General features: G+C 58.3%; 22 protein-coding genes and 1 pseudogene. 9 read left to right on the forward strand and 14 right to left on the reverse strand.

Annotated features, from left to right (window positions below; translation table 11 throughout):
* Window positions 1–70 precede the first annotated feature (70 nt).
* The 9 genes from atpD to RDK48_RS03990 all read right to left on the reverse strand — a co-directional run bounded on the left by atpD (window position 71) and on the right by RDK48_RS03990 (window position 8,743).
* Complete coding sequence (gene atpD, locus RDK48_RS03950; RefSeq protein WP_298997594.1) at window positions 71–1,492, reverse strand: F0F1 ATP synthase subunit beta; 1,422 nt, start codon at window positions 1,490–1,492, stop codon at window positions 71–73.
* Between the two features lie 10 nt (window positions 1,493–1,502).
* Window positions 1,503–2,387, reverse strand: coding sequence for a F0F1 ATP synthase subunit gamma (locus RDK48_RS03955; RefSeq protein ID WP_298997590.1), 885 nt, complete (start codon window positions 2,385–2,387; stop codon window positions 1,503–1,505).
* 26 nt (window positions 2,388–2,413) lie between these two features.
* Window positions 2,414–3,922, reverse strand: coding sequence for a F0F1 ATP synthase subunit alpha (atpA, locus tag RDK48_RS03960; protein WP_298997587.1), 1,509 nt, complete (start codon window positions 3,920–3,922; stop codon window positions 2,414–2,416).
* 3 nt (window positions 3,923–3,925) lie between these two features.
* Window positions 3,926–4,477: an ATP synthase F1 subunit delta gene (gene atpH / locus RDK48_RS03965; protein ID WP_192113070.1), complete on the reverse strand. Its 552-nt coding sequence runs from the start codon at window positions 4,475–4,477 to the stop codon at window positions 3,926–3,928.
* Window positions 4,474–5,055, reverse strand: a complete 582-nt coding sequence (locus RDK48_RS03970; protein WP_192113069.1) for an ATP synthase F0 subunit B — start codon at window positions 5,053–5,055, stop codon at window positions 4,474–4,476. Before RDK48_RS03970 ends, atpH begins: the two co-directional genes overlap by 4 nt.
* Window positions 5,056–5,161: 106 nt before the next feature.
* A complete protein-coding gene (locus RDK48_RS03975) occupies window positions 5,162–5,581 on the reverse strand; it encodes an ATP synthase F0 subunit B (protein WP_192113068.1) in 420 nt (139 codons plus the stop codon).
* Window positions 5,582–6,007: 426 nt separating this feature from the next.
* Complete coding sequence (locus RDK48_RS03980) at window positions 6,008–7,078, reverse strand: glycosyltransferase (RefSeq protein WP_298997583.1); 1,071 nt, start codon at window positions 7,076–7,078, stop codon at window positions 6,008–6,010.
* Window positions 7,079–7,114: 36 nt separating this feature from the next.
* The gene (aroL, locus tag RDK48_RS03985; protein ID WP_298997581.1) at window positions 7,115–7,660 is read right to left on the reverse strand and encodes a shikimate kinase AroL; all 546 of its coding nucleotides are present in this window, start codon (window positions 7,658–7,660) and stop codon (window positions 7,115–7,117) included.
* A 9-nt stretch (window positions 7,661–7,669) separates the two neighbouring features.
* Window positions 7,670–8,743 carry a Xaa-Pro peptidase family protein gene (locus RDK48_RS03990; protein WP_298997579.1) on the reverse strand — a complete coding sequence of 358 codons (1,074 nt, stop codon included), beginning with the start codon at window positions 8,741–8,743 and terminating at the stop codon, window positions 7,670–7,672.
* A 200-nt stretch (window positions 8,744–8,943) separates the two neighbouring features.
* Between RDK48_RS03990 and RDK48_RS03995 the strand changes: the two genes are divergently transcribed.
* From RDK48_RS03995 to RDK48_RS04025, 7 genes are all read left to right on the forward strand, one after another.
* Window positions 8,944–9,753 (forward strand): dihydroorotate dehydrogenase electron transfer subunit, encoded by an 810-nt coding sequence (locus tag RDK48_RS03995; RefSeq protein ID WP_298997577.1) that lies wholly within the window; start codon window positions 8,944–8,946, stop codon window positions 9,751–9,753.
* A 177-nt stretch (window positions 9,754–9,930) separates the two neighbouring features.
* The gene (locus RDK48_RS04000; RefSeq protein ID WP_298997575.1) at window positions 9,931–10,857 is read left to right on the forward strand and encodes a dihydroorotate dehydrogenase; all 927 of its coding nucleotides are present in this window, start codon (window positions 9,931–9,933) and stop codon (window positions 10,855–10,857) included.
* 2 nt (window positions 10,858–10,859) lie between these two features.
* Window positions 10,860–11,990 (forward strand): hypothetical protein, encoded by a 1,131-nt coding sequence (locus RDK48_RS04005; protein WP_298997573.1) that lies wholly within the window; start codon window positions 10,860–10,862, stop codon window positions 11,988–11,990.
* A gap of 2 nt (window positions 11,991–11,992) precedes the next feature.
* Window positions 11,993–13,078, forward strand: coding sequence for an NAD(P)-dependent oxidoreductase (locus tag RDK48_RS04010; protein ID WP_298997991.1), 1,086 nt, complete (start codon window positions 11,993–11,995; stop codon window positions 13,076–13,078).
* Window positions 13,075–15,075 carry an ATP-binding cassette domain-containing protein gene (locus tag RDK48_RS04015; RefSeq protein ID WP_298997571.1) on the forward strand — a complete coding sequence of 667 codons (2,001 nt, stop codon included), beginning with the start codon at window positions 13,075–13,077 and terminating at the stop codon, window positions 15,073–15,075. The genes RDK48_RS04010 and RDK48_RS04015 overlap by 4 nt, the downstream gene beginning before the upstream one ends.
* Window positions 15,076–15,196: 121 nt before the next feature.
* The gene (locus RDK48_RS04020; protein ID WP_192113060.1) at window positions 15,197–15,604 is read left to right on the forward strand and encodes a (deoxy)nucleoside triphosphate pyrophosphohydrolase; all 408 of its coding nucleotides are present in this window, start codon (window positions 15,197–15,199) and stop codon (window positions 15,602–15,604) included.
* Between the two features lie 342 nt (window positions 15,605–15,946).
* Window positions 15,947–19,003, forward strand: coding sequence for an EAL domain-containing protein (locus tag RDK48_RS04025; RefSeq protein WP_298997568.1), 3,057 nt, complete (start codon window positions 15,947–15,949; stop codon window positions 19,001–19,003).
* Between the two features lie 88 nt (window positions 19,004–19,091).
* On the opposite strand, the gene RDK48_RS04030 is transcribed toward RDK48_RS04025, so the two are convergent.
* On the reverse strand, window positions 19,092–20,441 hold the full coding sequence (locus RDK48_RS04030) for a sugar transferase (RefSeq protein ID WP_298997566.1): 1,350 nt from the start codon (window positions 20,439–20,441) through the stop codon (window positions 19,092–19,094).
* On the reverse strand, window positions 20,438–21,595 hold the full coding sequence (locus tag RDK48_RS04035) for a glycosyltransferase family 4 protein (protein ID WP_298997565.1): 1,158 nt from the start codon (window positions 21,593–21,595) through the stop codon (window positions 20,438–20,440). The genes RDK48_RS04030 and RDK48_RS04035 overlap by 4 nt, the downstream gene beginning before the upstream one ends.
* 226 nt (window positions 21,596–21,821) lie before the next feature.
* Between RDK48_RS04035 and RDK48_RS04040 the strand changes: the two genes are divergently transcribed.
* Window positions 21,822–22,844: an NAD-dependent epimerase/dehydratase family protein gene (locus RDK48_RS04040; protein ID WP_298997564.1), complete on the forward strand. Its 1,023-nt coding sequence runs from the start codon at window positions 21,822–21,824 to the stop codon at window positions 22,842–22,844.
* Window positions 22,845–23,021: 177 nt separating this feature from the next.
* On the opposite strand, the gene RDK48_RS04045 is transcribed toward RDK48_RS04040, so the two are convergent.
* Genes RDK48_RS04045 through RDK48_RS04055 form a run of 3 tightly spaced genes read right to left on the reverse strand, consistent with a single transcriptional unit; the run spans window position 23,022 to window position 24,987 of the window.
* Window positions 23,022–23,732, reverse strand: coding sequence for a septal ring lytic transglycosylase RlpA family protein (locus RDK48_RS04045; protein WP_374042247.1), 711 nt, complete (start codon window positions 23,730–23,732; stop codon window positions 23,022–23,024).
* Window positions 23,723–24,721 (reverse strand): hypothetical protein, encoded by a 999-nt coding sequence (locus tag RDK48_RS04050; RefSeq protein ID WP_298997562.1) that lies wholly within the window; start codon window positions 24,719–24,721, stop codon window positions 23,723–23,725. Before RDK48_RS04050 ends, RDK48_RS04045 begins: the two co-directional genes overlap by 10 nt.
* A complete protein-coding gene (locus tag RDK48_RS04055) occupies window positions 24,718–24,987 on the reverse strand; it encodes a hypothetical protein (protein WP_022658936.1) in 270 nt (89 codons plus the stop codon). The genes RDK48_RS04050 and RDK48_RS04055 overlap by 4 nt, the downstream gene beginning before the upstream one ends.
* 571 nt (window positions 24,988–25,558) lie before the next feature.
* Here RDK48_RS04055 and RDK48_RS04060 point away from each other — a divergent pair.
* Window positions 25,559–25,730 (forward strand): annotated as a pseudogene (locus RDK48_RS04060) (sulfite reductase, dissimilatory-type subunit alpha); the annotation flags it as partial.

The following is a 25,730-nucleotide window of genomic DNA, read 5'->3' on the forward strand; positions in this document are numbered from 1 at the left end:
AGATGGCCGGGTTCGGGTCGCGCCTCTTACAAGGCGCGACCCAGAACCTCAAAGCGTTGCGATTAACGCCTTACTTCTCTTCCTGCAGCTTGCGCTGTTCGTACTTGGCAACGGCCTGTTCAATGCCGCCCAGCATGTAGAAGTCGCCTTCCGCCATGTGGTCGTATGCGCCGTCCAGAATGCCCTTGAAGCCCTTGATGGTGTCTTCAAGCTTCACATACTGGCCAGGGGTGCCGGTGAAGGTTTCGGCCACATGGAAGGGCTGCGAGAGGAAGCGCTGAATGCGGCGCGCACGCGCAACGGTCAGCTTGTCTTCGTCAGACAGTTCGTCCATGCCGAGGATGGCGATGATGTCCTGAAGTTCTTTGTACTTCTGGAGCACCATCTGCACACGACGGGCCACCATGTAGTGATCATCGCCCACAACGTTGGGGTCGAGGATGCGCGAGGTGGAGTCGAGCGGGTCCACGGCGGGGTAGATGCCAAGTTCTGCGATCTGGCGGGAAAGCACGAGCGTTCCGTCCAAGTGCGAGAACGTGGTGGCCGGGGCCGGGTCAGTCAAGTCGTCAGCAGGGACGTAAACGGCCTGCACCGACGTGATTGAACCGTTGTTGGTCGAGGTGATGCGTTCCTGCAAGGCACCAAGGTCAGTACCCAGGGTGGGCTGATAACCCACGGCCGAGGGCATGCGGCCAAGCAGAGCGGACACTTCGGAACCAGCCTGCGTGAAACGGAAGATGTTGTCGATGAAGAGCAACACGTCCTGATGTTCTTCATCACGGAAGTATTCCGCGCAAGCAAGGGCCGTAAGGGCCACGCGGGCACGGGCTCCCGGAGGTTCGTTCATCTGACCGTACACAAGCGTAGCGCGTTCCAGAACGCCTGCGTCCTTGAGTTCGTGGTACAAGTCGTTGCCTTCACGGGTGCGTTCACCCACGCCCGCGAAAACCGACGAACCGCCGTGCTGCTTGGCGATGTTGTTGATCATCTCCATCAGAATAACGGTCTTGCCCACGCCGGCGCCGCCGAAGAGGCCCATCTTGCCGCCCTTGGGGAAGGGAACAAGAAGGTCAACGACCTTGATGCCGGTTTCAAGCAGTTCCACCTTGGTGTTCAGATCCGTGAATTTAGGAGCCGGACGGTGGATGGGATAGTATTTTTCAGCATTGACCGGGCCCAGTTCGTCAACGGGGCGACCGATGACGTTCAGGATACGGCCAACGGCGGCCTTGCCAACAGGAACCATGATGGGGTTCCCGGTGTCGACCGCATCCATACCGCGGACAAGGCCTTCAGTGGCGTCCATGGCGATGGTACGAACGACGTTGTCGCCCAGGTGCTGCGCAACCTCACAGATGAGGCTGGGAGCATCGCTATTGTTCGGGTTGGTTATCTCCAGGGCGGTGAAGATACTCGGCAGGTTGCCGTCGCTGAACTCTACGTCCACCACGGCGCCGATAACCTGAACGACTTTACCGATGTTTTTGCTCATGTTTGGCTCCTTAACCCTTCAGCGCTTCAGCGCCGCCGACGATGTCGATGAGGTCGCTGGTGATGGAAGCCTGCCGCGTCTTGTTATAGAGCCGCGTCAGCATGTTGATCATCTCGTTGCAGTTACGTGTGGCGTTGTCCATGGCAGCCATGCGGGCGGCGTGCTCGCTGGCCGAGGTGTCCAACATGCCACGGTAAACCTGCACCTTGACGTAGCGGGGCAAAAGCTCCGCCAACAGCTTTTCTTCCTGCGGCTCGTACACGTATTCGCAACGGGGCGTTCCGGCCACTTCTGCCACTTCTTCAGCTTCCGGCGTTTGCAACGGCAGAAGGCGAAGGGTGCGGGGCGGCTGGCTGCCCATGGATACAAACTCGCCGTAGATCAGCCACACTTCGTCGAATGCGAAGGTTTCGTAGCCGTGAATGACTTCTTGCGCCACTGAGCTGGCGAGAGCGAAGTCTATGCTCCCCATGCGGTCGCCATAGGCAGTGAGGATCGTGTGCCCGGCAGAACGAATGGCGTCGCGGCCCTTACGTCCCACACAAGCAAAGCTGATCTCCATCCCTGCCCCGGCTTTTTCCTTCGCCAACCGCATTGCGGTGGCGATGATGTTGCCGTTAAAGCTGCCGCACAGGCCACGGTCTGATGTAACCAGCACAATGGCGCAGTGTTTCTTTTCCTCATGTTCTGCCAACAGGGGGTGGGCGTTGCCCTCCACCTTGCTCGACAGTTCGGCGAGCACGTCGCGGTATTTGGCCGCGTACGGCCTGAAGCGCTCGATGCGGGCCTGGGCGCCGCGCAGTTTCGCCGAAGCCACCATGTTCATGGCCTTGGTGATCTGCTTGGTCTTACCGACCCCCACGATCTTCATTTTTACGTCTTTGAGTGAAGGCATGCTTATCTCCCGTATGGAGGGGGCCCCTAGGCCTTCCAGCCCTGCTTGAAGGCGGTAATGGCCTCGGTGAGCGCTTTTTCCACAGCCTCGTCAATGACTTTCTTATCCTTAATGGCGTCAAGCACGTCTTTACGCGTATCACGCATAAAGGTGAGCATGTCGTCTTCAAACTTGCGGATCTGATCCACCGGCACGTCATCCATGTGACCACGGGTAGCGGCGTAGATGGAGGCGACCTGCTCATGCGAGGGCATGGGCTTGTACTGGGGCTGCTTGAGCAGTTCCACCAGACGTGCACCACGATCAAGCTTGGCCTTGGTGCCCTTGTCCAGGTCAGAGCCGAACTGGGCAAAAGCCGCAAGTTCGCGATACTGGGCAAGGTCAAGACGCATGGTACCGGCGACCTGCTTCATGGCCTTGATCTGCGCTGCGCCACCCACGCGGGAAACCGAAAGGCCCACGTTAATGGCCGGACGCACACCGGCGTTGAAGAGGTTGGGTTCCAGGTACACCTGACCGTCGGTGATGGAAATCACGTTGGTGGGGATGTACGCGGAAACGTCGCCCGCCTGGGTTTCAATGATGGGCAGAGCCGTCAAAGAACCGGCACCAAGACTGTCGTTCACCTTCGCGGCGCGTTCAAGCAAACGCGAGTGGAGGTAGAACACGTCGCCGGGGAAAGCTTCACGTCCCGGGGGGCGACGGAGCAGCAGCGACATCTGGCGATAAGCCACGGCCTGCTTGGAAAGGTCATCGTAAATGATGAGGGCGTGCTTGCCGTTGTTGCGGTAGAACTCGGCCATTGCGCAGCCGGTGTATGCCGCAATGTACTGCAAGGGCGCGGGATCGGACGCCGTGGCTGAAATGATGGTGGTGTATTCCATCGCGCCATGACGGCGCAAGGTGTCGGCCACCAGAGCCACGGACGACTTCTTCTGGCCAATGGCCACGTAGAAGCAGTGGATGTCCGTTTCTTTCTGCGCCAGAATGGCGTCAAGGCAAACGGCGGTCTTACCGGTTTGGCGGTCGCCAATGATAAGTTCGCGCTGTCCGCGGCCAATGGGCGTCATGGCGTCAATGGCCTTAAGGCCGGTAGGCATGGGCTCATGCACGCTCTTACGCGCGATGATGCCGGGGGCCTTGATTTCCACCGGGCGCACTTCCGTGGCTTCGATGGGGCCAAGGCCGTCGATGGGCTCACCCAGGGGGTTGAGCACACGACCCATAACGCCGTCGCCCACAGGCACGGAGAAGATCTTGCCGGTACGCTTGACCGGGTCGCCTTCCTTGATGCCCACGTCCGAACCGAGCAGGGCCACGCCGACGTTGTCTTCTTCAAGGTTGAGCACCATGCCCATGATGCCGCCGGGGAATTCCAGCAGTTCCATGGACATCGCGTTCTTGACCCCGTAGACACGGGCGATACCGTCACCGACGTAGAGTACGGTGCCAGTTTCGCTCATTTCGACGCGCTGCTCGTAGTTTTGGATTTGATCCTCAATGATCTTGCTTATCTCTTCCGCTTTGATCTGCATGTGCTATTCACCCCTCTTGAATGTCTCCCGAAGGATTCCCAACTGCGCGCGCAGACTTGCGTCCAGCACCCGGTCACCCATTTTGAGCACCATACCCCCTAGTATGTCTTTGTCCACGGCAAAGGTCAGCTCAATATCGGTGCCCGCTTTCTGTTGCAAGGTATCCTTGAGCTTAGACTTTTTGTCTGCGGAAAGTTGTACTGCGGTTATGCATTGGCCGCGGATGATACCCTTGGCCTCGTCCAGCAGTTTGCCGTACCACGCCGCAATTTCGCTTAGAAAGGCAAGCCTTTCTTTATCTGCAAGCAGAAAGCAGAAATTACGCATGGTTTCGTCAGCCTTGAGCTTGGTCAGCAGTTTGTCGAGAACTGCCTTCTTTTCGCTTACGCCGATAACAGGGCTTTTCAGGGTAAGGTCAAGCCCAGGCGCGGCGGCAAGCATTTCACCAAGAGACGCCAGGCAATCGCCACGCGAGCTCAGGGCTGCATCCCCATCCTTTTTGCCAAGCGCAAAAATTGCGTTGGCATACCTGCGTGCAACCACGGTGTTAATCAATGGAGCACCACCTTGTTAAGGGAGTTGGCGATAAGCTTGTCGTGTTCGGCCGCATTGAGCTTGGAGCTCAGAGCTTTCTCGGCGGCGTTCACGATCTCATCGGCAATGGAGGCGCGCACTTCTGCAAAGATCGCGCGGCCTTCATTTTCCGCCGTAAGGCGCGCCTGCTCCACAATCTGAGCGGCCTGGCGGTGAGCCTCTTCCACAATGCCCTGCTTGAGGGCTTCGGCCTGCTGGCGGCTCTCGGCCAGGATGGCCTCGCGTTCAGCATTAAGGTTGGCAATGCGGGTCTCTACCGAGGCCAGCTGCTCCTTGGCCGTCTTGCGACGTTCGTCAAGATCGTCCAGCGCATTCTTGATGCCTTCGCGGCGGTTCTTAAAGAAACGCTTGGCCAGCCCGCCAACGAAGTACCAGAGGATGCCGGCAAAAATTACGAAGTTGAGCACGCGCCAGCCGAAGTCGCCCCAACGCGGCGCTGCATGCCCTTCAGAAGCCATGGCTCCCGCAGGAATGACCACCAGCGCGGCAAAGGCAATAACGAGCGGCAGGATAAACCCCGCGTGTTTCCATCTGCTCAAAGCCCACCCCCTCTGTTCGATAATACCGATTCGAAAACAGTTCCCAATGAAGCCGCAACGCGAGCGTTGCGGAACGGCCCGCAAAGGCCTGTGTCAGCGCCGCTTGCTAGCCCTTGATGAGGCGGTCGGCCAGACGGGTGGAAAATTCACCCACCTGCTTGCGCAACGCAGCAAGGGTTTCCGCAGCCTGTGCCTGCAGCGAGGCGCGGGTTTCAGCCAGAATATCGCGGGCGCTTTGCTGAGCTTCGCCCACCAGCTTCTGCTGTTCGGCCACACCTGCGGCGCGGCCAGCCTCACGGTTGCTGCCTGCGTCCTGACGGGCGCGGGCCAGTTCGGCCTCATAGTTGGTGAGCCGTTCGCCAGCCTGGTACTCGAAGGAGCCGGCTTCCTCGGCCATGTCATCCATGACGCCGTTGCGCTTTTTGATGATTTCGCGGATGGGGCGAATCAGGAGGATGTTAAGCACATAAATGGCGATAAAGAAGTTCGCCAGCTGAAAAAGAAGAGTGACGTTTAGGTCCAGCATGCCGCATCCTCCATGTGAATTGCGGATTGAAGGAGTTGAAAATACATAAAGCCCTTGCAAGATATCTGCTCAGCCCTGTTATGTCAAAGGGTATTGGTGACAAATTTCGCAAACTCCGCAATTTTTTTTTCACAAGCTTTGTGCTCAAGGCTGCGGGGAGTGTAAAACAGTCTTTATGACGATTGTTTTGGTCTACTGCATCATCCTAGTGCTGTCTGTGCGTCAATATTGGCTGTTTAAACAAACAAATAAAGTGCTCGGCAGGTTGTGGCAGCGCATGAAGCAGAGAATTGTGTAATAAAGTGTACCGTAGTTGCAGTATTGCAGTGGGCAGCGTGCACTACTGAGTGAAAAGCGCTTGCGCAGAAAGACACAAACCAATGCTAAACCAGATTTAACAGGTCTGCATTATTAAAAAAGGGTATATCAAACCAGGAGCCAGTCCTGCTGCCCATACCCTGCCTGCGCGAGCCACTGGCCAGCCTCTTCCGCCGCGCCGTGTGCCGTAAGGGCGTTGAGAATACGGCAGTGCCCTGGCTTGGGCAGGGCACTACGTCCAAGAACAGGAACACTGTTTACGCTGTTGCCGATCTTTTTGGGGTCAATATCAATGTAGGCAGCAGGCCTTGGCCCCAGCGTCCACAAGGGGGCCAGCCGTTGTCTGGCAACACGCCCGCCGCCGATTACCCAGACATGGGGATGGAAGGGATTGTGTTCCTCAAGCCAGCGGGCCAGCCACAGTGCCCGCAGCCTGTCACAGGCGGCGCGCGCGTATCTGCTGTCTGCCCGGGTGGCGCGGGTGGGAGCGTCATTCCACACCAGCATTTCGTGCGGCAGCTTTTCCATTATCGCCCCGTGGTGCAGCCAGCGCAGCCATATTTCCCAGTCTTCGGCAAAGTCGCCGTCACGGTACGCGCCCCATTTGTCCACGCATTCCCGGCGAAACATGACCGACGGATGACACACAGGCGTATCCCGAAAGCGTGCGCGGCTGATCTGGGCATGTGTGAGCAGGCTGTTCTGCCAGTCCACAAAGTGGGCAAAGCCGTGTGCTGTGGCGCGATCCCCGCCAAAGGCCACACAGGTTGCGGACACGCTGATCTGCGAATTGTTAAAAAGATGCGCCGTCTGCTTGGCAATGCGCAAGGGATGCGCCGTGTCATCCGCATCCATGCGCGCTACAAACGTGCCGCGCGCTACAGCAAGGCCTGCGTTAAGCGCCGCCACGATGCCGCCGTGGGGAAGGTGCAGTGCCCGCAATCTGTGGCCGCAACGGGCGGGGTTTGCCCAGTATTCCAGAAGCTCGCAGGTGTCGTCGGTTGAGCCGTCGTCAGCAACAATAACTTCAAATTCGGGCAAGGGCGCGCCAGGGGCGGGGCGCTGTCCGAGCAGGCTTTGCAGGGTTGCGCCCAGCGTGTGGGCCGCATTCCACGCGGGCAGCACCACAGATACAAGGGGGGCGGGCAACTGAGATGAAATGTGATTAGTAGCAGCCATGGAAGGCAAGCAATGAAGGCAGGGGGAAATGTGCGGTCATGACTTGGCGTGACCTTGCGGTTTCCGTTCCTGCCAGAGTTGTTCTATGTGTCGGCAGACAACAGGCATGGGCTGCGCTGCGTCAACTATGTGGTGGGCTGCCTGTTCATAAAGATGCCGCCGCTCGTCCAAAATCTGACTGATTTCTTCAATGAGCCCCTTGCCAGTCAGCGAAGGGCGCTGACTGTTGACAGGGTTGCGGCTCAGTCTTTCGGCAAGGGTCTGCAAAGGCGCATCAAGAAAAATAACCATGCCGCGTTGCCGCATGAGAAGGCGATTCTCTTCCGCCAGCACCATGCCGCCCCCGGTGGAGACAACACAGCCAGCGGGGTACGCGTCCGCCACTTCCTGCAAGGCCTGACTTTCCCGGCTGCGGAAGCCGGGCCAACCCTCTGCGGCCACAATCTGCTCTACGGTAAGGCCCGCCCGGTGCAACAAATGCTGATCGGTGTCGGCAAAGGGCAGGCCGAGGCTTCTGGCAAGCGCCTTGCCGATGGTGGTTTTGCCCGAAGCCCGCGCACCCACCAGAAAGAGAATGCTCATGCCGCCCCCTTAAAGGATCCTGACGCCGTCTTCTTCGACCAGCACCGTGTATTCCCAGCGAATGCCGCCCCAGTTGGGGTAGTAGAGCCCCGGCTCGACGGTCACAACCATGCCATGTTCCAGAACACCCTCAGCGCGGGGCGAAAGGCTGGGCGCTTCGTGGGTTTCAAGGCCCACGCCATGCCCAAGGCCGTGCGTAAAGGCATTGGCGACGCCAGCCTTGGCAAAAACGTCGTGCGCCAACGCATAGGCCGTGCGCAAAGGCATACCGGGGCGCATGCCTTCGATGGCCGCTGTTTGCGCCTGCCGGGTAAGGTCGAGCGCACGGCGAAACTCGTCAGTGGGCGCAGTGCCCACCCAGAAGGTGCGCGTCTGGTCAGAGCAGTAGTTCTCAACGCGGCAACCCACGTCGACCAGAACCGGGCAGTTGTCTGTAACGGCATCCTGGCCGGGGATGGCATGGGGCAGGGCGGCGTTTTTGCCCACGGCCACAATGTTGGCAAAGGCAAGCTCCGATGCGCCGTTTTCGCGAAAAAAGCGTTCGATGAGCCAGCTTATGTGGGCCTCGGTGCGACCCGGTTCCAGCTGGCCCTCAACCCATTTCATCAGCTTGTGGTTGAGCGCAAAAGATTTTTCCAGCGCGGCGATTTCGCAGGGTTCTTTGATGCGGCGCAGGCGCTCGACCATGCCGTCAGCCGCTTCGCAATACAGGCCGGAGCCAGCGCCAGTCAGCTCGCGGGCAAAGGCGAGGCTGACGCCGTTGGCCTCAATGCCGATGCGGCTGCCGCAGCGCCTGAGCAATTTGTGCAGTTCGCGCGCTGCGCTGCCGCCGTATATAAAGATGCGTTCGCGATCCCAGATGCGTGAGGCTGCGTCCAGATAGCGACCGTCTGTTGCCAGCCAGTCGTGCCCATCAGACGTGATGACAAGCCTGCCTGCGCTTTCGTTAAACTGTGGATCATGCAGCTCAAAACCGGAAAGATAAAACCTGTTGGCAGCCTGGCTGATGAGCATGGCGTCAAGCCCGCGCAAACGCATGGCGCGCCGGAGGTTTTCACGGCGGGAAGCGAAGATGTCACTCATAAAAATTCTCCTGCGGGCACTATACCCAGCGCGGGGCTGACTGAAAAGGTTAAATTTGACGGGGTTGAACGAGGCAGATCATGGTGGGCAGGCGGGCCGGGAGAATGGACAATTGATACATTTCTTGTATACATTAGCAAAGAGGCTTGGAGTAGCGTGGTCAGTTGACCTAGAACCTAACTAGGACTATAATTATAGACATGTCACAAACATCTTCTTGCGAGCTTGATGTTCTCGATCTTGTGCCTTTTGGGCAGACCGGCAACGAAAGCCGCTTTTTTGCGTTGCGCCTCTCCCGCCCCGAGTGGACTCGGTGGCGGCCTGGGCAGTTTGTCATGATCCGCCCCCGAAATTTCGGGCTGGATATCCCTTGGGCGCGTCCCCTTGGCATCTGCCATATGACCTCCCGGCATATGATCTGCTTTTTCCAGGTGCGCGGTAAAGGCACGCGGCGCATGTCCGAGTTGCGCCCTGGCGACAAGGTGCGTGTGTGGGGGCCGCTGGGCAACGGGTTTGCCGTTGAGCCGGATACTCCGACCCTGCTGCTGGCAGGCGGCATGGGCATAGTGCCCTTTGTGGGTTACGTGAGCGAGCATCCGAAGCCGTGGAATGTGTCCATGCTGTTTGGACACCGCGAGCACATCAGCTGTTATCCTGTGGACAGCATCAACGAGCACGTGCCGCTGGACAGTTTGCGCGAAGCGGAATCCGGCGATCTGGACGACTTTATTTTTACCATTCAGGAGCGCATGAGCGAATACGCCGAGCAGAAGGGTCTTGTGCTTGCCTGCGGGCCTACGCCTTTTATGCGCACCGTGCAGAAGTTTGCCGCCGAACTTGGCGTTCGCTGCCAGGTTTCGCTTGAAAACCGCATGGCCTGCGGCGTGGGTGCATGCCTTGGTTGCGTGACCAAAACCACAGAAACCTGGCCGGTTGAAGAAAAGCGCGAAGGGCTGGTGCAGGTGTGCAACCACGGCCCGGTATTCTGGTCGGATCAGATAGAGCTGTAGGTTTTGCCTGCGCTTCCTTGATTCCTGAAACGACGTTAACGCCCGCATGCGGCATCCCTTACGGCCATGGCGCGCCGCACCGGCGAACTGGCGGTCGCGCGTGGGTACGCGCGGGCCTGTCTTGCCAGGCGAAGCCACGCACAAAATGCCGGATGCCGGCAATCTGGAGAAAGCGGCATGGATCTTTCCGTCACACTCAAGGGGCAGACGCACGATCTGACCCTTAAGAACCCTGTGCTCACGGCTTCAGGCACCTTCGGCTATGGGCTGGAGTTTGCCTCTTACGGCGATCTTGCCTCGCTTGGCGGTCTGGTGGCCAAGGGCCTTTCCCTGTTGCCGCGTCAGGGCAACCCCACGCCGCGCATTGTGGAAACCACTGCGGGCATGCTCAATGCCGTGGGTCTGCAAAATGACGGAGTCGAGGTTTTCTGCAAAGACAAACTGCCCCGCCTGCCCTGGCAGGAAACAGCCGTTATCGCCAATATTTACGCCGGTTCGGTGGAGGAATTCGCCGAACTTGCCGCCCGTCTCAATGCGGAGGAGGGCGTTGCCGCCCTTGAGGTGAACGTCTCCTGCCCCAACGTCAAGGAAGGCGGCGTGCTGTTTGGACAGGATCCGGCGCTTGCTGCCCAGGTTACGGCTGCCGTGCGCCGCGCCGCGCCGGGCAAGCACGTTATGGTCAAGCTTTCGCCCAACGTGACGGATATCGCCCTTATGGCCCGCAGCGTTGAAGACGCGGGCGCGGACAGTATCTCGTGCATCAACACGCTGCTCGGCATGTCTGTTGATCTGAACAGCCGCAAACCCTCGCTGGCCAACGTGGTGGGCGGTCTTTCCGGCCCTGCCATCAAGCCCGTTGCCCTGCGCTGCGTGTGGCAGGTGGCCCGCGCCGTGAACATCCCCGTTATCGGTATTGGCGGTATTGTCACCGCCGAGGACGCGCTGGAATTTTTGCTGGTGGGTGCGCGTGCCGTGCAGGTTGGCACGGGCAACTTCATGCGGCCCGACTGCGCCTTTGCCTTGGCAGAGGAACTCCCCGCCCTGTGTGAAAAGCTGGGCATTGAAGACCTGGGCGCTTATTGTGGCAGCCTGGATTTGGACTAACTATGTCGCTTACCGTTATCCCCGCCCGCTCCAAGCAGGAGTTTGACCAGTTTATGGATTTGCCGTGGAGCCTGTACGAACGTGGCTCCCTGTGGACTCCTGGCCTTAAAAGTCAGGATCGTGAACTGCTCACGCCCGGTGAACATCCCTTTTGGGAAAGCGCCCGGCGCGAACTCTTTCTTGTGATGCGCGATGGCCGCGCCATTGGCCGCATAGCCGCCATTGTGGATGAAAAGTACAATGCCTATGCCAATGAAAAGTGTGGAGCCTTCGGCTTTTTTGAAAGCGCCAATGATCCCGAGGCGGCCCACGCCCTGCTGGATGCGGCGTACGGCTGGCTGGCCGCGCAGGGCATGCGCTTTATGCGCGGGCCGCTGAATCCCTCGGCCAACTATACCTGCGGCCTGCTGGTGCACGGCTTTGACCTTGCGCCCACCATCATGATGCCCTGGAACCCGCCATATTACGCAGAACTGCTCGAAACGTGGCATCTGCGCAAGGAGCAGGATCTTTTCGCCTACCAGATTGAGCGCTCGCGCCTTACGCCGCCGGAATGGCTCAGTGAGGAAGTGACGCGCCTCAAGGCCGAGGCGCGCTTTACCTGCCGCACGTCCAGCAAGGCCACACTGGCGGAAGATATCCGCGCCATGCTGGAGCTGTACAAAGTTTCATGGGCCAAGAACTGGGGTTTTTCTCCCCTTTCTGACGGCGAGGCGGAGCAGCACGTCAAGGAACTCAAAAGTGTTCTTGATCCGGAATTTTTTGTGCTGTTCTTCCACAATAATGAACCAGCCGCAGGCATGGTGGCCCTGCCGGATATGGCCCCGCTCTTGCGGCGGCTCAACGGCAAGCTGGGCATTTCGGCATTGTGGCACTGGTGGCAGTCCCGCGCAGAAATTCGCGGCGGCTACCGCATCATTCTTTTTGGTATTCGTGAAGAATTCCGCCTCATGGGCCTGCCCTTGCTGCTGCTCGACTTCATGCTGGAAAAGGCGCGTCAGCACCCGCATTTTCAGTGGGTTGAGGGTTCCTGGGTGCTGGAAGACAATGCGCCCGTCAACGATCTGCTCGAAGATTTCTCGGGCGAGCTTACCAAGCGTTACCGCCTCTACCGCAGGGAGATTCAGTCGTGACCATGACTGAAAGCGCCGTATATACACCGCATCTGGCGGGTAAAAAAGTGCTGCTTACGGGCGGCACTGGTTTTGTGGGACGGCATCTGCTGCCGCAACTGCTGGAAGCCGGAGCGCAGGTCACCTGCCTCACGCGAGCTGTCTCGCGTACCGGGCATCTGCCAGCGGGTGTGGAAACAGTCCAGGCCGATCTAAGCACGGGTCAGGGGCTTGCAGAAGCCCTGCATGGCAAGGATGTGGTCATCCACATGGCGGCCCTGCTTTTTGGTCTTGGCTGGCAGGATTATCTGCGGGCCAATGCCCTTGCCGCGCGCAGCATGGCCAGTGCAATAACCAGCCTTGCCCGAGAGGGAAACATTGGGTCGGACTTTCGCTTTGTGCTTGTTTCAAGCCTCGCGGCAACCGGCCCCTGTGGCACGGCCCCCGGTGTGGACGATGCCACGCCGCCTGCGCCGGTTTCCGCCTACGGCTGGTCAAAAATGCTGACAGAGCAGGTGCTTGGGCGCGCTCTTGGGCAAAACCTCGTAACCCTGCGCCCGCCCATCATTTATGGCTCGGGCGACAAGGGTCTGCTGCCGGTATTTCAGGGGGTTATGCGCGCCCATGTGGCCGTGAGCCCCGGCGCTGGACGCGAGTTCCCGGTCAGCGCCGTGCATGCGGACGACATGGCCCAGGCCGTGCTGTGCGCATGCAGGCCCGAAGCCAGCGGCGTTTATCATCTCAGTGACGGCGAGGCCTATACCATGTCCGGTTTTTGCCGGACTATGGGCGCAGCTGTGGACAAGGCGCTTGGCCGCGCGCCCCGCAATGTGCGCGCAGTGCGCATGCCTTTGCCCGTCATGGCTTGTACTGCCGGGCTGTCCACGGCCTTTGCCGTGGCTGTCGATGCCGTGTTCCGCCGCCTTTTGGGGCGTGGGCTGCGGCGCGCCCCGGCCTGGAATCTGGACAAATACCGTGAAGCCCGTCAGGCCGGGTGGCTGTGCGACAACAGCCGCATCTGCCGCGAACTGGGCTTTGCGCCGCGCGTGAGCCTTGAGGCAGGTATGACCGAAGCCGTCGACGGCTACCGCCGCGAGGGCTGGTTGTGAAGATCACCATACAGGAACTTTCCAAGGCATTTGGCGGACGGGACATTCTCAGCAACTTCTCGCTGGAAGTGGATCCCGGTGTGCGGCTGTGCGTTTGCGGGCCCAACGGTACGGGCAAATCCACCTTGCTGCGCCTTCTGGCCGGGGTGGAAAGCCCTGACGGCGGACGGGTAATTCTGCCGCGCGGCTGCCGCCTGGGTTTCGTGGAACAGGAGCTTTCAGAGGAATCCCTCGAAACGCCGCTGCTGGCCTATGTGCTGGACGTGCTGCACGACTGGAGCGATTTTTGGGCCGAATGGGAAGAAGCCGCCGCCAGCAAGGACGAGTCGCGCCTGACCTCCCTGATGCACCGTCAGAGTGAGCTTGAGGCGCTCTACGGCTACAATCCCGAGCATCGGGCCAAGGCCGTGCTTTCCGGTCTGGGCTTTGCCGAAAACAAGTGGAACCGAACCCTGCGCGAACTCTCCGGCGGCTGGCGCGAGCGCGCCAAGCTGGCCCGTGTGCTTACCGCCGGCGCCGATGTGCTGCTGCTCGACGAACCCACCAACCATCTCGACGTAGAAGCTGTGGAATGGCTGGAATCCTTCCTTATGGACTTCAGCGGCGCACTGGTATTTGTGGCCCATGACCGTGTGTTCATGGATAATGTTGGCACGCACGTTCTCTACCTCGGGCTGTCCAAGCCCGTGTTCCGCAAGGCCACCTACACGCAGTTTCTGACACTTCAGGACGAATACAACGCCCAGCGTGAGCGTGAGGCCCGCGCCCTCAAGGAAGACCTTGACCGCAAGATGGCCTTTGTTGAGCGGTTCCGCGCCAAGGCCACCAAGGCCCGTCAGGCGGGCTCCCGGATGAAGATGGCTAAAAAGCTCGAAAAAGAGCTGGAAGACTACAGGCCGGAACCCAAGCGCAAAGAGCTGAATTTCAGCTGGCCCGAAGCTCCGCATTCAGAAAAGATTGTTCTGTCCGTCGCAGATCTGGAATTTCATTTTGGCGACGGCAAAACCATGTGGCCGCCGCTGACCCTGACCCTGTTCCGTGGGCAGCGGGTGGCTCTGGTGGGGCATAACGGCTGCGGCAAGTCCACCCTGCTCAAGCTGTTGGCTGGCACGCTGGAGCGCTGCGGCGGCAATATGGTCACGTCATCGCAAATGCGAATGGGCTACTACACCCAGCATCAGATGGACACACTGCGGGGCGATACCACGGTGCTTGGCGAAATCCGCCGCCTTTCAGATCCGCGCACCACGGAAGAAGAGCTGATGAGTGTTCTCGGGCTCTTCATGCTGGGGCAGGACTATTTTGAACGGCAGGTGAGCGCCCTTTCGGGCGGCGAAAAAAGCCGCCTTGTACTGGCGACGCTGTTTTTGAAGCGCTGCAATTTCCTGCTGCTGGACGAACCCACCAACCATCTTGACCTTGAAAGCCGCGAAGCCCTGGTGAGCGCGCTACAGAAGTTTAACGGCACCTTGCTCATGGTGGCGCATGACCGCTGGCTGCTCTCGCAGGTTGGTGCTGAAGCGTGGGAACTCAATGAGAACGGGCTGACCGTATTTCCCGACTTTGCCTCGTATGACGAAAACCGCAGGGCCCGTCAGAACGGTTTGGGCGAAAGCCCCCAGAGTGCCGTCATTGCATCGGGCAACAGCGTCCGGCAGACGGACGCGTCCGTCGCGCAGCCGCTATCGCGCGATGAACAGAAGCGCATCAAGCGCGAACAGGCCGACAGGCGCAATGCTCTGCACAAGGAACTGAAGCCCCTGCAAAACCGTTACGAAGCGCTGGAAACAGAGCTTGCCTCGGTGCTTGACCAGCAGGCCCTTGTGGAAGGCCAACTGGCCGACCCGGATGTGTACGCCGACCACGCCCGTTCCAGCGATCTGCTCAAGACATTTGAATCGTGCAAGCAGCGTAGCGAAGCCATTCTGGAAGAAATGACCACACTTGAAGAAGGCATGACGGCTGTGCGGGAAAAGTGGAACGTGGAGCAGGATTGACCGACAGGTTTCGCGGCAACCCCCACAAAGGCGTTGCGTGACGTAACAGCTTGGTGCAATAGTATAAATACGTTTTCACCCAAAACTGCTCCAGGGCTTCGCGCCCGGTGTGGAGAGCGGCATGCAACATATAGAAGTAGCTGCGGGCATCATCTGGCGGGGCAAGAGGTTTCTGGCCAGCCAGCGCCTCAGCGACAAACCTCTTGAAGGGTACTGGGAATTTCCCGGCGGCAAGCTCGAAGCCGGAGAAAGTCCGGAAGACGCCCTCAAACGCGAACTGGCTGAAGAGCTGGGCGTGGGCGTGCGCCAGGTCGTGTTCTGGAAAAGTCTTGACCATGAATATGTGGAGCGCGGCTTCAGCGTGCGGCTGTATTTTTTTCATGTCACCGAATTCGTGGGTGAACCCTGTGGCGAAGAAGGGCAGAACCTGCGGTGGGTAGAGCCGCAGGAAGCCTTTGCTCTCGGGTTTTTGCCTGCCGATGCTGTGGTGCTTGAAGAACTCATAGCGAGGCAACCGAGCATCCTTTGATAATTTGCGTGGTGTGCATCCCCTGCGCAGTGAATATTTCTTGTTTTAGCCCGCCATTGGCGGGCTTTTTTTATGAGCAGGCAAAATTGGGGTGTAACTAGCGGTGGAAATGTTCCCCGCAAAAAGGTAACTTGAAACCAGTATTTATCTAAGCCGCCACTGCTCACTGCTTTTTCCAAAAAATTCGGGAGAGGCTATGCGAATGCTATCAGCGGAACGGCGGGCTACACCCTGCAAGCTCAGCCGCATCATTTTATCCCTTCCCAAACGGTGTTGGCGTACAACCGCGTATGTCGCTCAGGTGGCCTGCCTTGGCAGGCTCGCACACCGGGCAGGTGATCTATGCGTATAAAGCAGCTTTCCTTTATTGTGTGCGCCGCCATAGTCGGGCTGTTCGTGCTTATTTCCTACGTCACGTCCGAGCTGGTGGTGGTGCGCGGCGTGGATGCCATTGAGAGCAACAGTTCCGCCGAAAAAATGAAGCAGTTGCGCAACCACATCCATGCGCAGGAAACACAGCTAACCCATATCGCAGTGGATTGGGCATGCTGGGATGACGCCTACCGGTTCATGCAGGACAATAATGATGAATTTGTCCGAACCAACCTGCGGCAGCAGATGCTGACAAAGCAGAACCTGTCGTCCATTGCCTACGTCAGCAGAAATGCCGCAAGCGTATATATGGTTGAAGAGGATGCGGATTGGCGCAAGCCTGGGCTTACAGCTGAGGCGCAACGTCTTTACGCGCAACTGGTCAACAGGCTTGAGGGCAGTTCGGAAGAAGGCCTTGCAGGGATCATGATGATTGGCTCTGTGCCGCACATTGTTGCGGCTCAGAAAATACGCGATACGGCTATGCTGCTGCCCGCCAACGGTGTGGTTTTTATGACCCGCGCCATTGATGCGGATTTTATAAAGGGTGTGGAACACGATACCCTGCTGCGCTTTACCGTGCTGCCGGTGGAAGCGTTCAACAGCCTGCCCGTGGCTGCGGATGATGTGAACGCCTTCAAAATAGTGCGTGAAGACGGCAGCATCAATTCATACTCAGTGATGCGCGATGTGTTTGATTGTGCGGCCTTTTGCCTGCGGCTTGTGACAGGCCGGGAAATTGCTCAGCTTGGCAAACGCATGTTTTTGCAGAATTTTATTCTGATTGTCGTCACAGGCATGGGTATGCTGATTGCATTCCTGGTGTTTACAGAAAAGCAGATACTCAGGCGCATTCTCTCCATGCAGCGGCAGGCGCAGCATATTGAAAAAAGCAGCGAACCGCTAAAAAAGATTGATATTCATGGTGATGACGAAATATTTGACCTCTCCCAGAAGATCAACAGCATGATCGACGCCCTGCAATCCAACGAAAAGTTTTTGCAACAGACGCTGGATACTCTTCAGGCTGGCGTAATCACTATTGAACCGGGCAGCCTGAAAGTGCGCAGCATCAATGCTTTTGCGCAACAGTTCATCGGCTTGCCCGCTGATGAAATTGTGGGCAGGCCCTGTCATGAATTTATCTGCCCCGGCGGGGTGGATCTCTGTCCCATGAGCAATGGCAATCCCAAGGGCGAGTTGCTCGCAGGCCAGCTGACGTCTGTAGACGGCACCATGAAGACCATCGTCAAATCCGTGCGCGCCATTGAGATGAAGGGCGAAGAGATTTTTCTGGAATCGTTTGTGGATATAACGGATCTGGAAACAACACGTAAGGAACTGCAACGCTCAGAAGAGCGGTACAAGACCCTGTTTATGAACACTGGCACGGCAACGGCGGTTATCAGCAGTACAGGGCTGATATTTTTGACAAATACGGAATTTTCCAACCTTGTGGGCATGCCGCAGGACGAAATTGAAGGAAAGCTCTTCATAAGCAGATTTCTGGGTAAGGGCGAAGGGCATTCGCCGCTGTCGTTCGGCTCTTCTGCAACACGGAGCAGTGAAAAATATGAAGCAGAAATCCGGAGCAGCATGGGAAAAACCATCAATGTGCTGGTAACCCGGGCAAAAGTTCCAGAGAGCGGCCTGTCAGTCATTTCCCTCCTGGATATTTCGGAACGCTCGGCAATGGAGAGGGAGCTGGCCTACAGGGCCAACCATGACCTGCTCACAGGGCTTGCCAACAAGGCTCTGGTGGCAACGCGACTCATGGCCGCCATGCAAGATGTGCATGAATTCGGGGGCATGGTTGGCGTGCTGCTTATCGATCTTGACCGCTTCAAGCAGGTGAACGACAGCTTCGGGCATTCGTTGGGCGACAAGCTCTTGCGGCAGGCTGCGGAGCGTCTGACGTATCTGGCCCGGCAGGATGATTGCGTGGCCCGGACTGGCGGCGATGAATTTGTCATTGTTGTGGGCAAGGCGCAGGGGAAGATCCAGCTTGAGGCCCTGGCAAACAATGTGTTGCATTCGTTGAACCGCTGTTTTTATGTGGACGAATATTCCATCTATCTTAGCGCAAGCATTGGTATTGCCTGTTATCCCGGCGATGGCACTACAGTGGAAGCACTGATGCAAAGCGCCGACCTTGCCATGTACAGAGCCAAGGCCAAGGGCAAGAACACGCATACGTTCTTTACAGAAGACCTCACGGTGGCGGCCAATGACCGCATGGCGCTGGAAACTGAGCTTTTTCGCGCCATGGACAGTGCCGCTTTTGAGGTGCACTACCAGCCCAAGATTGATATTGGCAACGGCGCAGTGGCAGGCTGTGAAGCTCTGGTGCGCTGGAAGCGCGCTGACGGCACATGGATTGCTCCCTCTGTGTTTATCCCCCTGGCTGAAGAAACCGGGCTTGTGCGTCGGCTCGACATGTTTGTGCTGCGCAAGGCGTGCCGGCAACAGAGGGAATGGCGGGAGCAGGGCCTTGGGAATGTCCATATGTCTGTGAACATGTCCGGGCGCAGCATCATTGCAGAAACATTTGTGGATGATGTGCTGGATGTGCTGGGCCGGGAAGACATGCGCCCCGAGCACCTGGGCATGGAAATCACTGAAACGGCCTTTATGTCCAATATGGCTGAGGCCTCGAGGGCCATAGCGGCGTTGAGCGAGCAGGGAATACAGATATATCTGGATGACTTTGGAACCGGATACTCATCGCTGTATTACCTGCACACCATGCCCATCGCCAGCCTGAAAATCGACAAGTCGTTCATTGACGCCATTAACGCACCGCTCAATGCCTCTAACGAACTTGTCAAAACCGTCCTGACTCTCGCCTCCGGCCTTGGTATGGCAACAGTAGCCGAAGGGGTTGAAACGCGGGAACAGCTTGATTTCTTGGCGGAAAATGGTTGCAGTACAATTCAGGGGTATATTTTTTCGCAGGCGCTCAGCGGCAGCGATTTTGCAACCTATCTGAAAAATTCCGCCGATAGCATTGCTGGGATAATGGCTTAATTCCCCTTTTTTCAAGGCCGTAAAAAGCCCCGCAGGTTATTCCTGCGGGGCTTTGGCATTTACAGCGGTATGCGCTTTCAGGCTCGGGCTAGCGCGCTCCCTTGGGGAAGAGCACAACGCCGACCGTTTTAAACACGATATTTATGTCCAGCAGAATGGACATGTTCTTGATGTAGTACAGGTCATATTCCAGTTTGCGGCGGGCATCGTCTTCTGACGCGCCGTAGGGATAACACACCTGCGCCCAGCCGGTGAGGCCCGGCTTAACCGTATGCCGCAGGCTGTAGTAGGGGATGGTTTCTTTGAGCTTGGTCACAAAGGCCATACGCTCGGGGCGCGGGCCGATGAAGCTCATGTCGCCCTTCAGGATATTCCAGATCTGGGGCAGCTCGTCTATGCGCACCTTGCGGATGAACTTGCCGAACTTTGTCACGCGCGCATCATGGGTGCTGGCCCATACTGCTCCGTTCTTTTCGGCATCGGCGCGCATGGAGCGGAACTTGTAGACCGTGAATTCCTTTTCAAAAAGGCCCACGCGATCCTGCTTGTAAATGACCGGGCCGGGCGATTCCAACCGCACCACAATGGCCGTCAACAGCATGATGGGTGCTGCGGGAATGAGAAGGAGCAGGGAAATCAGCACGTCCAGCGCGCGCTTGAGCCTGCGCAGCGAGCCACGCGTGTTCAGCGAAAAACCTTCGGTCTGCAACAGCCACTCATCGTTGATCTGCGAGAGCGGCAGGCGCTGTACCACGTGCTCGTAAAAACTGCGGATATCCACCACCATGCTGCCGCGCAGCTTTGCTTCCAGAAGGTCATGGGCAATGTCGTCGTCAATGGGCGCATCGGGCAACAAAAGGATCATGGTCGCCTGTTTTTCTTTGGCAATGTCCAGTGCCATGAAGGGGGCACCAAGGCACGGCCCGGCATCCGGCCCCTGATCTCGCTCGCCCACATAGCCAAGAATCTCGGCCTTGGGCAGGCCTTCTGCGAGCAACTGGCGCACCTTGCCCGCGCGGTCCACCCCTACCAGCAAAATGCGCAGCGGGTGGGTAAGCCTTTCGGCGTTGAGGTGGTAAATCCAGCGCCAGCCCAGAGAAAAGGCCAGCGAAAGGGCAAAAAGCATGGCCACGGTTTCGCGGTCAAAACGCCAGTGCTGAAAGGCATAAGAAGCGGTAGCCGAAGAAACAATGCCAAGCAGGCAGGCTACCAGCACCCGCCCCACGGTTTCCTTGAAGTCCTCGTTGCCCACGCTGTACGCATCGAGGATGTAAAAGAAGAGCATGTAAAAGAAGATGGTAAAGAGCGTAGCGCCCGTATAGTCGTGGAAAATGCTCAGATCGGATTCGACCGTCAGAAAGCCGGAAATGCTGAGAGCCAGTAAAATGCAGATCAGATCCAGAACCTGCAGCATGGCCATGCGGTATGTGCTTATCATAGGGTATCCTCAATGGCGGGCACGCGCATGTCTACAAGAATGCGCGCGGCCACTTTTTCTGCGTCAAATTCACTCAGGGCCAGTTCGCGCCCGGCCTGTCCCATGCGGGCAATGCTTTCAGGGCTGGTGATAAAGGATTCCATGGCGCCAGCCAGTGCCTGCGGGTCGCGTACCGGCACAAGATAGCCGTTGACGCCGTTGCGCACAACCTCTCGGCAGCCGGGGGCGTCCGTGACCACTGCGGGGCGGCCCATGCTCATTCCTTCCATAATGGAGGTCGGCGTTCCCTCGCGCCACGAAGGCAGCACAAGTACATGGGCGGCAGCCACATAGGGGCGCACATCGCGTGTTTCACCAAGGTATTCTATGCAGCCCTGTTTCTGCCACGCATCCATCTGTTCCATGCTCACGCTGCCAAGGCCTTTTTCCGGCGGGCCGAGCACCTGAAAGCGGGCGTCAGGGTACCGGGCCTTGAGCAGGCGCGCGGCTTCGGCATATTCCGGCAAGCCCTTGGCTTCAAGCAGCCGCGCCACCAGCAAAAAAACGGGTGACCCGCTCAGGCGGCCATCGGCGGAATAGTTGGGGAAAGGGCTGGGGGCAAAGCGCTTGGTATCCACTCCGGTGCCGCGCGCCGTAAGCACGCGTGCATTGCGCCCGAGGATGCCCGACTGGCGGAAAACCTGTATGTCGTCCTGATTCTGAAAAAAAACGCCTTCCGCGCCCGAAAGCGCCACGCGGTATAGCAGGCGGCCCAGAAGGTTGACGCATTTCTTGAAGAAGGAATCAGCCTCAAAGGCATAACCAAGGCCGGTGATGGTGGCATAAATGTGGGGAACCCCAGCCGCTCTTGCCGCCATGCAGCCGTAGATCACAGGCTTGATGGTGGAGGCGAAAAGCAGGTCTGGCTTTTCGTCCCTGAAAAGGCTGAACAACTCCCGCGTGGTGCGCAGGTCGCTCAGGGGGTTCAGCCCCTTCCTGTCCAGCGAATAGTGGCGCAGGCGCGCGCCCTGAGCGGCCAGTGCTGCTTCAGCATCGGCATCGCCTGGCGGGGCGCAGCAAACTACCTCGTGCCCGGCCTTGCGCATGTGCCGGATCAATACACTCCAGAAGTTGCTCATGGCTTTGGTCTGGTTACCCAGAACAATGATCTTCATGCTCGGCGCTCTCCCTTGTTCGGCGCTTGCCCTGCGGGCTTGTGTCGCATGCGCAAGCCTATAGCACTACAACCGTGTTATGAAAAGGGGAGAAGCTTTTGCATATATAGGCGGCGCAGGCCGCCGCAGCTTTACAGTCGCGCTGCTACAGGGTAAAAGAGGAATGGTTCTGCTGCCCGGGAGTATGCCTTGGCGCAGGCCGGAAATCTGAAAACAGGACGCAAAAATGAGCGCGTATTCCGATCTTACCAAGTCCATGACTGCCCAGCCTTCGCGTTGGCTTATCACCGGCGTTGCGGGTTTTATTGGCTCCAACCTGCTGGAACATCTGCTGAAACTTGGGCAGACCGTGGTTGGTCTGGACAACTTTCTTACCGGCTACCAGAAAAATCTGGACATGGTGCGAGACATCGTTGGCCCAGAAGCGTGGAGTCGGTTTACCTTCATCGAAGGCGACATTCGCGATATCGACACCTGCCACGCCGCCTGCAAGGGCGTGCAGCATGTTCTGCACGAAGCGGCCCTTGGTTCTGTGCCGCGTTCCATTGACGACCCGCTGTTGTCCAACAGCTGCAATATCACTGGCTATCTGCACATGCTTGTGGCCGCGCGCGATGCGGGCGTGAAGAGCTTTGTGTACGCCGCGTCTTCCTCCACCTACGGTGATTCGCCCGAACTGCCCAAGGTAGAAGACAAGATCGGCAGCCCGCTTTCCCCTTATGCTGTCACCAAGTACGTGGACGAACTGTATGCGGACGTGTTCAACCGCTGCTATGGCTTCTCCAGCGTTGGCCTGCGGTATTTCAACGTGTTCGGCCAGCGCCAGGATCCTTACGGCGCGTATGCCGCCGTTATTCCCCAGTGGTTCGCCAGCCTCATCAAGCAGGAAACCGTTTTTGTGAACGGCGACGGCGAAACCAGCCGCGACTTCTGCTATATCGACAACGTGGTGCAGGCCAATCTGCTTGCCAGCTTTGCCCAGGGCGATGCCACCAATAAGATTTACAACGTGGCCTTTGGCCAGCGCACCACCCTGAATGAGCTTTTTGACCTCATCAAGGAAGAAGTGGCCCGCCACAAGCCCGAAGTCATGAGCGCCGAATGCGTGCATCGCGACTTCCGCGCTGGCGATGTGCGGCACTCCCTTGCCGATATCAGCCGTGCAGCAAACCTGCTGGGCTACGGCCCCCAGTTTGACGTGCGCCAAGGCCTGCGGCTTGCAGGCGACTGGTACGCAGCCAACCTGTAGCAGCCAACCGCATTCCAGAAATATGAAACCCCGCGCAAGCGGGGTTTTTTGTTGTCCAAGGTCAAAATAGCAATGGGTACAGAGATCGGGAGAGTCCCGGCGGCTGGTGACTTCTTCAAGTCGGTGGAGGCTCCCTCCCCCGTAAATCCTCACGCCTCTGACCTATATGCACTGTCTCTAATTGTCGCCCACTACAAAAGCGCCGGGATACATGGCGCGGAAAATATCAAGTTGTTGCTGTGCTCCGAAAGAATCGGGCCACGGCCCCACCTGCACATTCCACATGTTGTTGCTGCCGTAGATGAGGCGTCCTCGGTTGCCGGTCTGGGAAAGGATGTTGATGAGGTTGTCGGCGTTCACCCTGTCGGCAAATGCCCCCACCTGCACATAAAAAGCACCGGTAAGATCGCCGTCTTCTTTCATGCGCTCAACGCCGCCCATACTCTGAATGCGCACCCGCGCCGTGCCGGGGCCAAGGATGTTCAGGCGGGTGGCCGCAGCGCGGGAGAGGTCAATGACGCGGTCGTCCACAAAAGGCCCACGGTCGTTGACGCGCACAATGATGGAGCGCCCGTTGCCCATATGGGTGACGCGCACCTTGGTGCCCAGGGGCAGCAGCTTGTGGGCTGCCGTCATGGCGTACTGATTGTAGGTCTCGCCATTGGCCGTAGTTTTGCCGTGGAAACCAGGGCCGTACCATGAGGCCGTGCCTTCTTCCACAAAACCGTTGGCTGACTTGAGGGGATAGTAGGTCTTGCCGCGCACCGTATAAGGGCGACTGCCGGGAACCCCGCCCTTACGCCAGGAGCGTGAACCGCAGCCGCTCAAGAGCGCGGCGCAAAGCAGAGCAACAAGAAAAACAAGGAGCGGTCTGACCGTCATGCACATCCACGTCCCGGGCTGCTCAGGTAGGGCAGGCAGGGGAGTGTGTTCTTTTTGCCGCAGGCGGCGCACAGACCGGAGCAGTCGGCCTCAGACGCGGCGGTGCATTCCAGTTCATGCAGCAGGGCAAGGCCTTCCTGCCCCAGACTGCCGCGATCGCGTGCTCGGGCAAGCAGGGCCAGTGCCGGGTTGCGGCGGCCAGCATTGAGAAAATCCCTTGCAGCCAGAAGGTAGAGGCGCTCCCTGTCATTGCCAAAGAGCGAAGCCAGGAGGTGTTCGTAACCCGGGCCAAAGACCTGACGGGCAAAGTCTTCTTCTGTGGCAAGCCAGCGCGCCAGATGGGCGTTGTGCCGCTCGACCGCCAGATAACTTGTGAGGAGCCGTAGCCCGTGGGCCAGAACGTGCATTATGCGCGAAAGTTCGCGCGAGGAGCTTTCAGAGGTTTGGCCGCCAAGGCCGCGCAAGGGGTTGTACATGTCTGCCGTAACCCCAGGCCTGCGCGAAATTTGGATAAGGCGGTTGGCGTAATGCTGGCCCTGAAAGGCGTCTTCCTTCAGTTTGGCGCATTCGTGAAAGGCGTAGCCGATGCACCAGTCAATGAGGGTTTCAAATGCCTTCTGGGCATGAGCGCCGCCAGGCAGCACATTGTCCGCATGGCGGCGTAACGCCGTGATCTGCGCCATCTCTGCGGCATTGCCGTTATCATCGGCGGGTTCTTCCGGCAACGGCAGCTCCAGCGGCGGCATGCCGCCGGGGGCCATGGCCTCTATGCCGGGGCTGTTGCGGAAAAGGTGGTGGGCCGTATCCTTGAGCCGCCAGAAAACGCCCTTGCGCATGGCCTCGCCCAAAAGGTCGCGCAAGGCTGTGTAAGAAACGGCTCCGTCCACGTCAAAGCGGCGGCGCTGGTCGACCAGCAGGCTGTAAACGGTGCAATAGTCGCGCACCAGATCGCGCACAAGAAAATCGCGGTTGGCCAGCAGCCAGCGTCCGTTCACGCTTCGTCCTCCTGGAGCAGGGCGCGGGCCACGGCGATGTCGTACAGCAGCAGGGGGTCAGATTCGGCATTGCGTTCTTGCTGATACATGCGCGCGGCACTGCGCACCACAGCCATGCTCAGCCAGGGGTGCCGCTCCCACACTTCGGGATGGTCGGCGCGCCAGAGGCGAAATTCAACCTCGCCGTCAGGCCCGCGGCGCACGTAGACGCGCGAAAGGGCATTGCCCGCCTGCGGGTGATAGTACAGTCCAAGTTCGTCTTTCATTATAATGATAATCCTTGCGGATATGGGCCATGTGAGGCCGTTGTTGGTGCGGCGCATCCGCACAATCCATTTTAATCATACGCGCAAGAAAGCACTTTGCCAAGGCTGTGCGATATTGTTGTGAAAAATAGTACAATATTTAAGAAAAAAGTTGCTTTTTTACGTAAAAAAATGCCTGTGCCTCTCGTCTAAAGTAATGATTTTGGCATACTGTGCTCACGTGCATTGTGTCGCAAAGCCTTGATCGCCGGGTATTCTTGCGCCTTTTGCGTATATCATGCCGCCCCGGTTGTCATTAAGTGGAAAATGGGCTAATCAGTGTTTTGACCGCGTTGCGGCCTGACGGTCGGTGGCCCTTGCACGTCCGTTATCCGCGATCCCTTGGGGCGTCCCGATTTTACGGGGCGGGCGCATGCAGGTTTTTACCTTCATGCGTGTGCTGGGGGGAGTATCCCCGCATGCACGGGCAGCGATTTCGCGCCTGTACCCCGGATTGCCGCACCGGATCGCCGCAGTTGACCGGCACGTCACGCGAGCGCGTGATACAAACAAACCATGTGGAGGTATGGCAATGGCGAAACATGCAACCCCCTTGTTGGACCAGCTTGAAAGCGGCCCTTGGCCGAGCTTTGTGTCCGACATCAAACAGGAGGCGGCCTCTCGGGCCCAGAATCCCAAGGGTCTTGATTATCAGATCCCTGTGGACTGTCCTGAAGACCTTCTGGGTGTGCTTGAGCTTTCCT

Source organism: uncultured Desulfovibrio sp., assembly GCF_902477725.1.
Taxonomy (GTDB): domain Bacteria; phylum Desulfobacterota; class Desulfovibrionia; order Desulfovibrionales; family Desulfovibrionaceae; genus Desulfovibrio.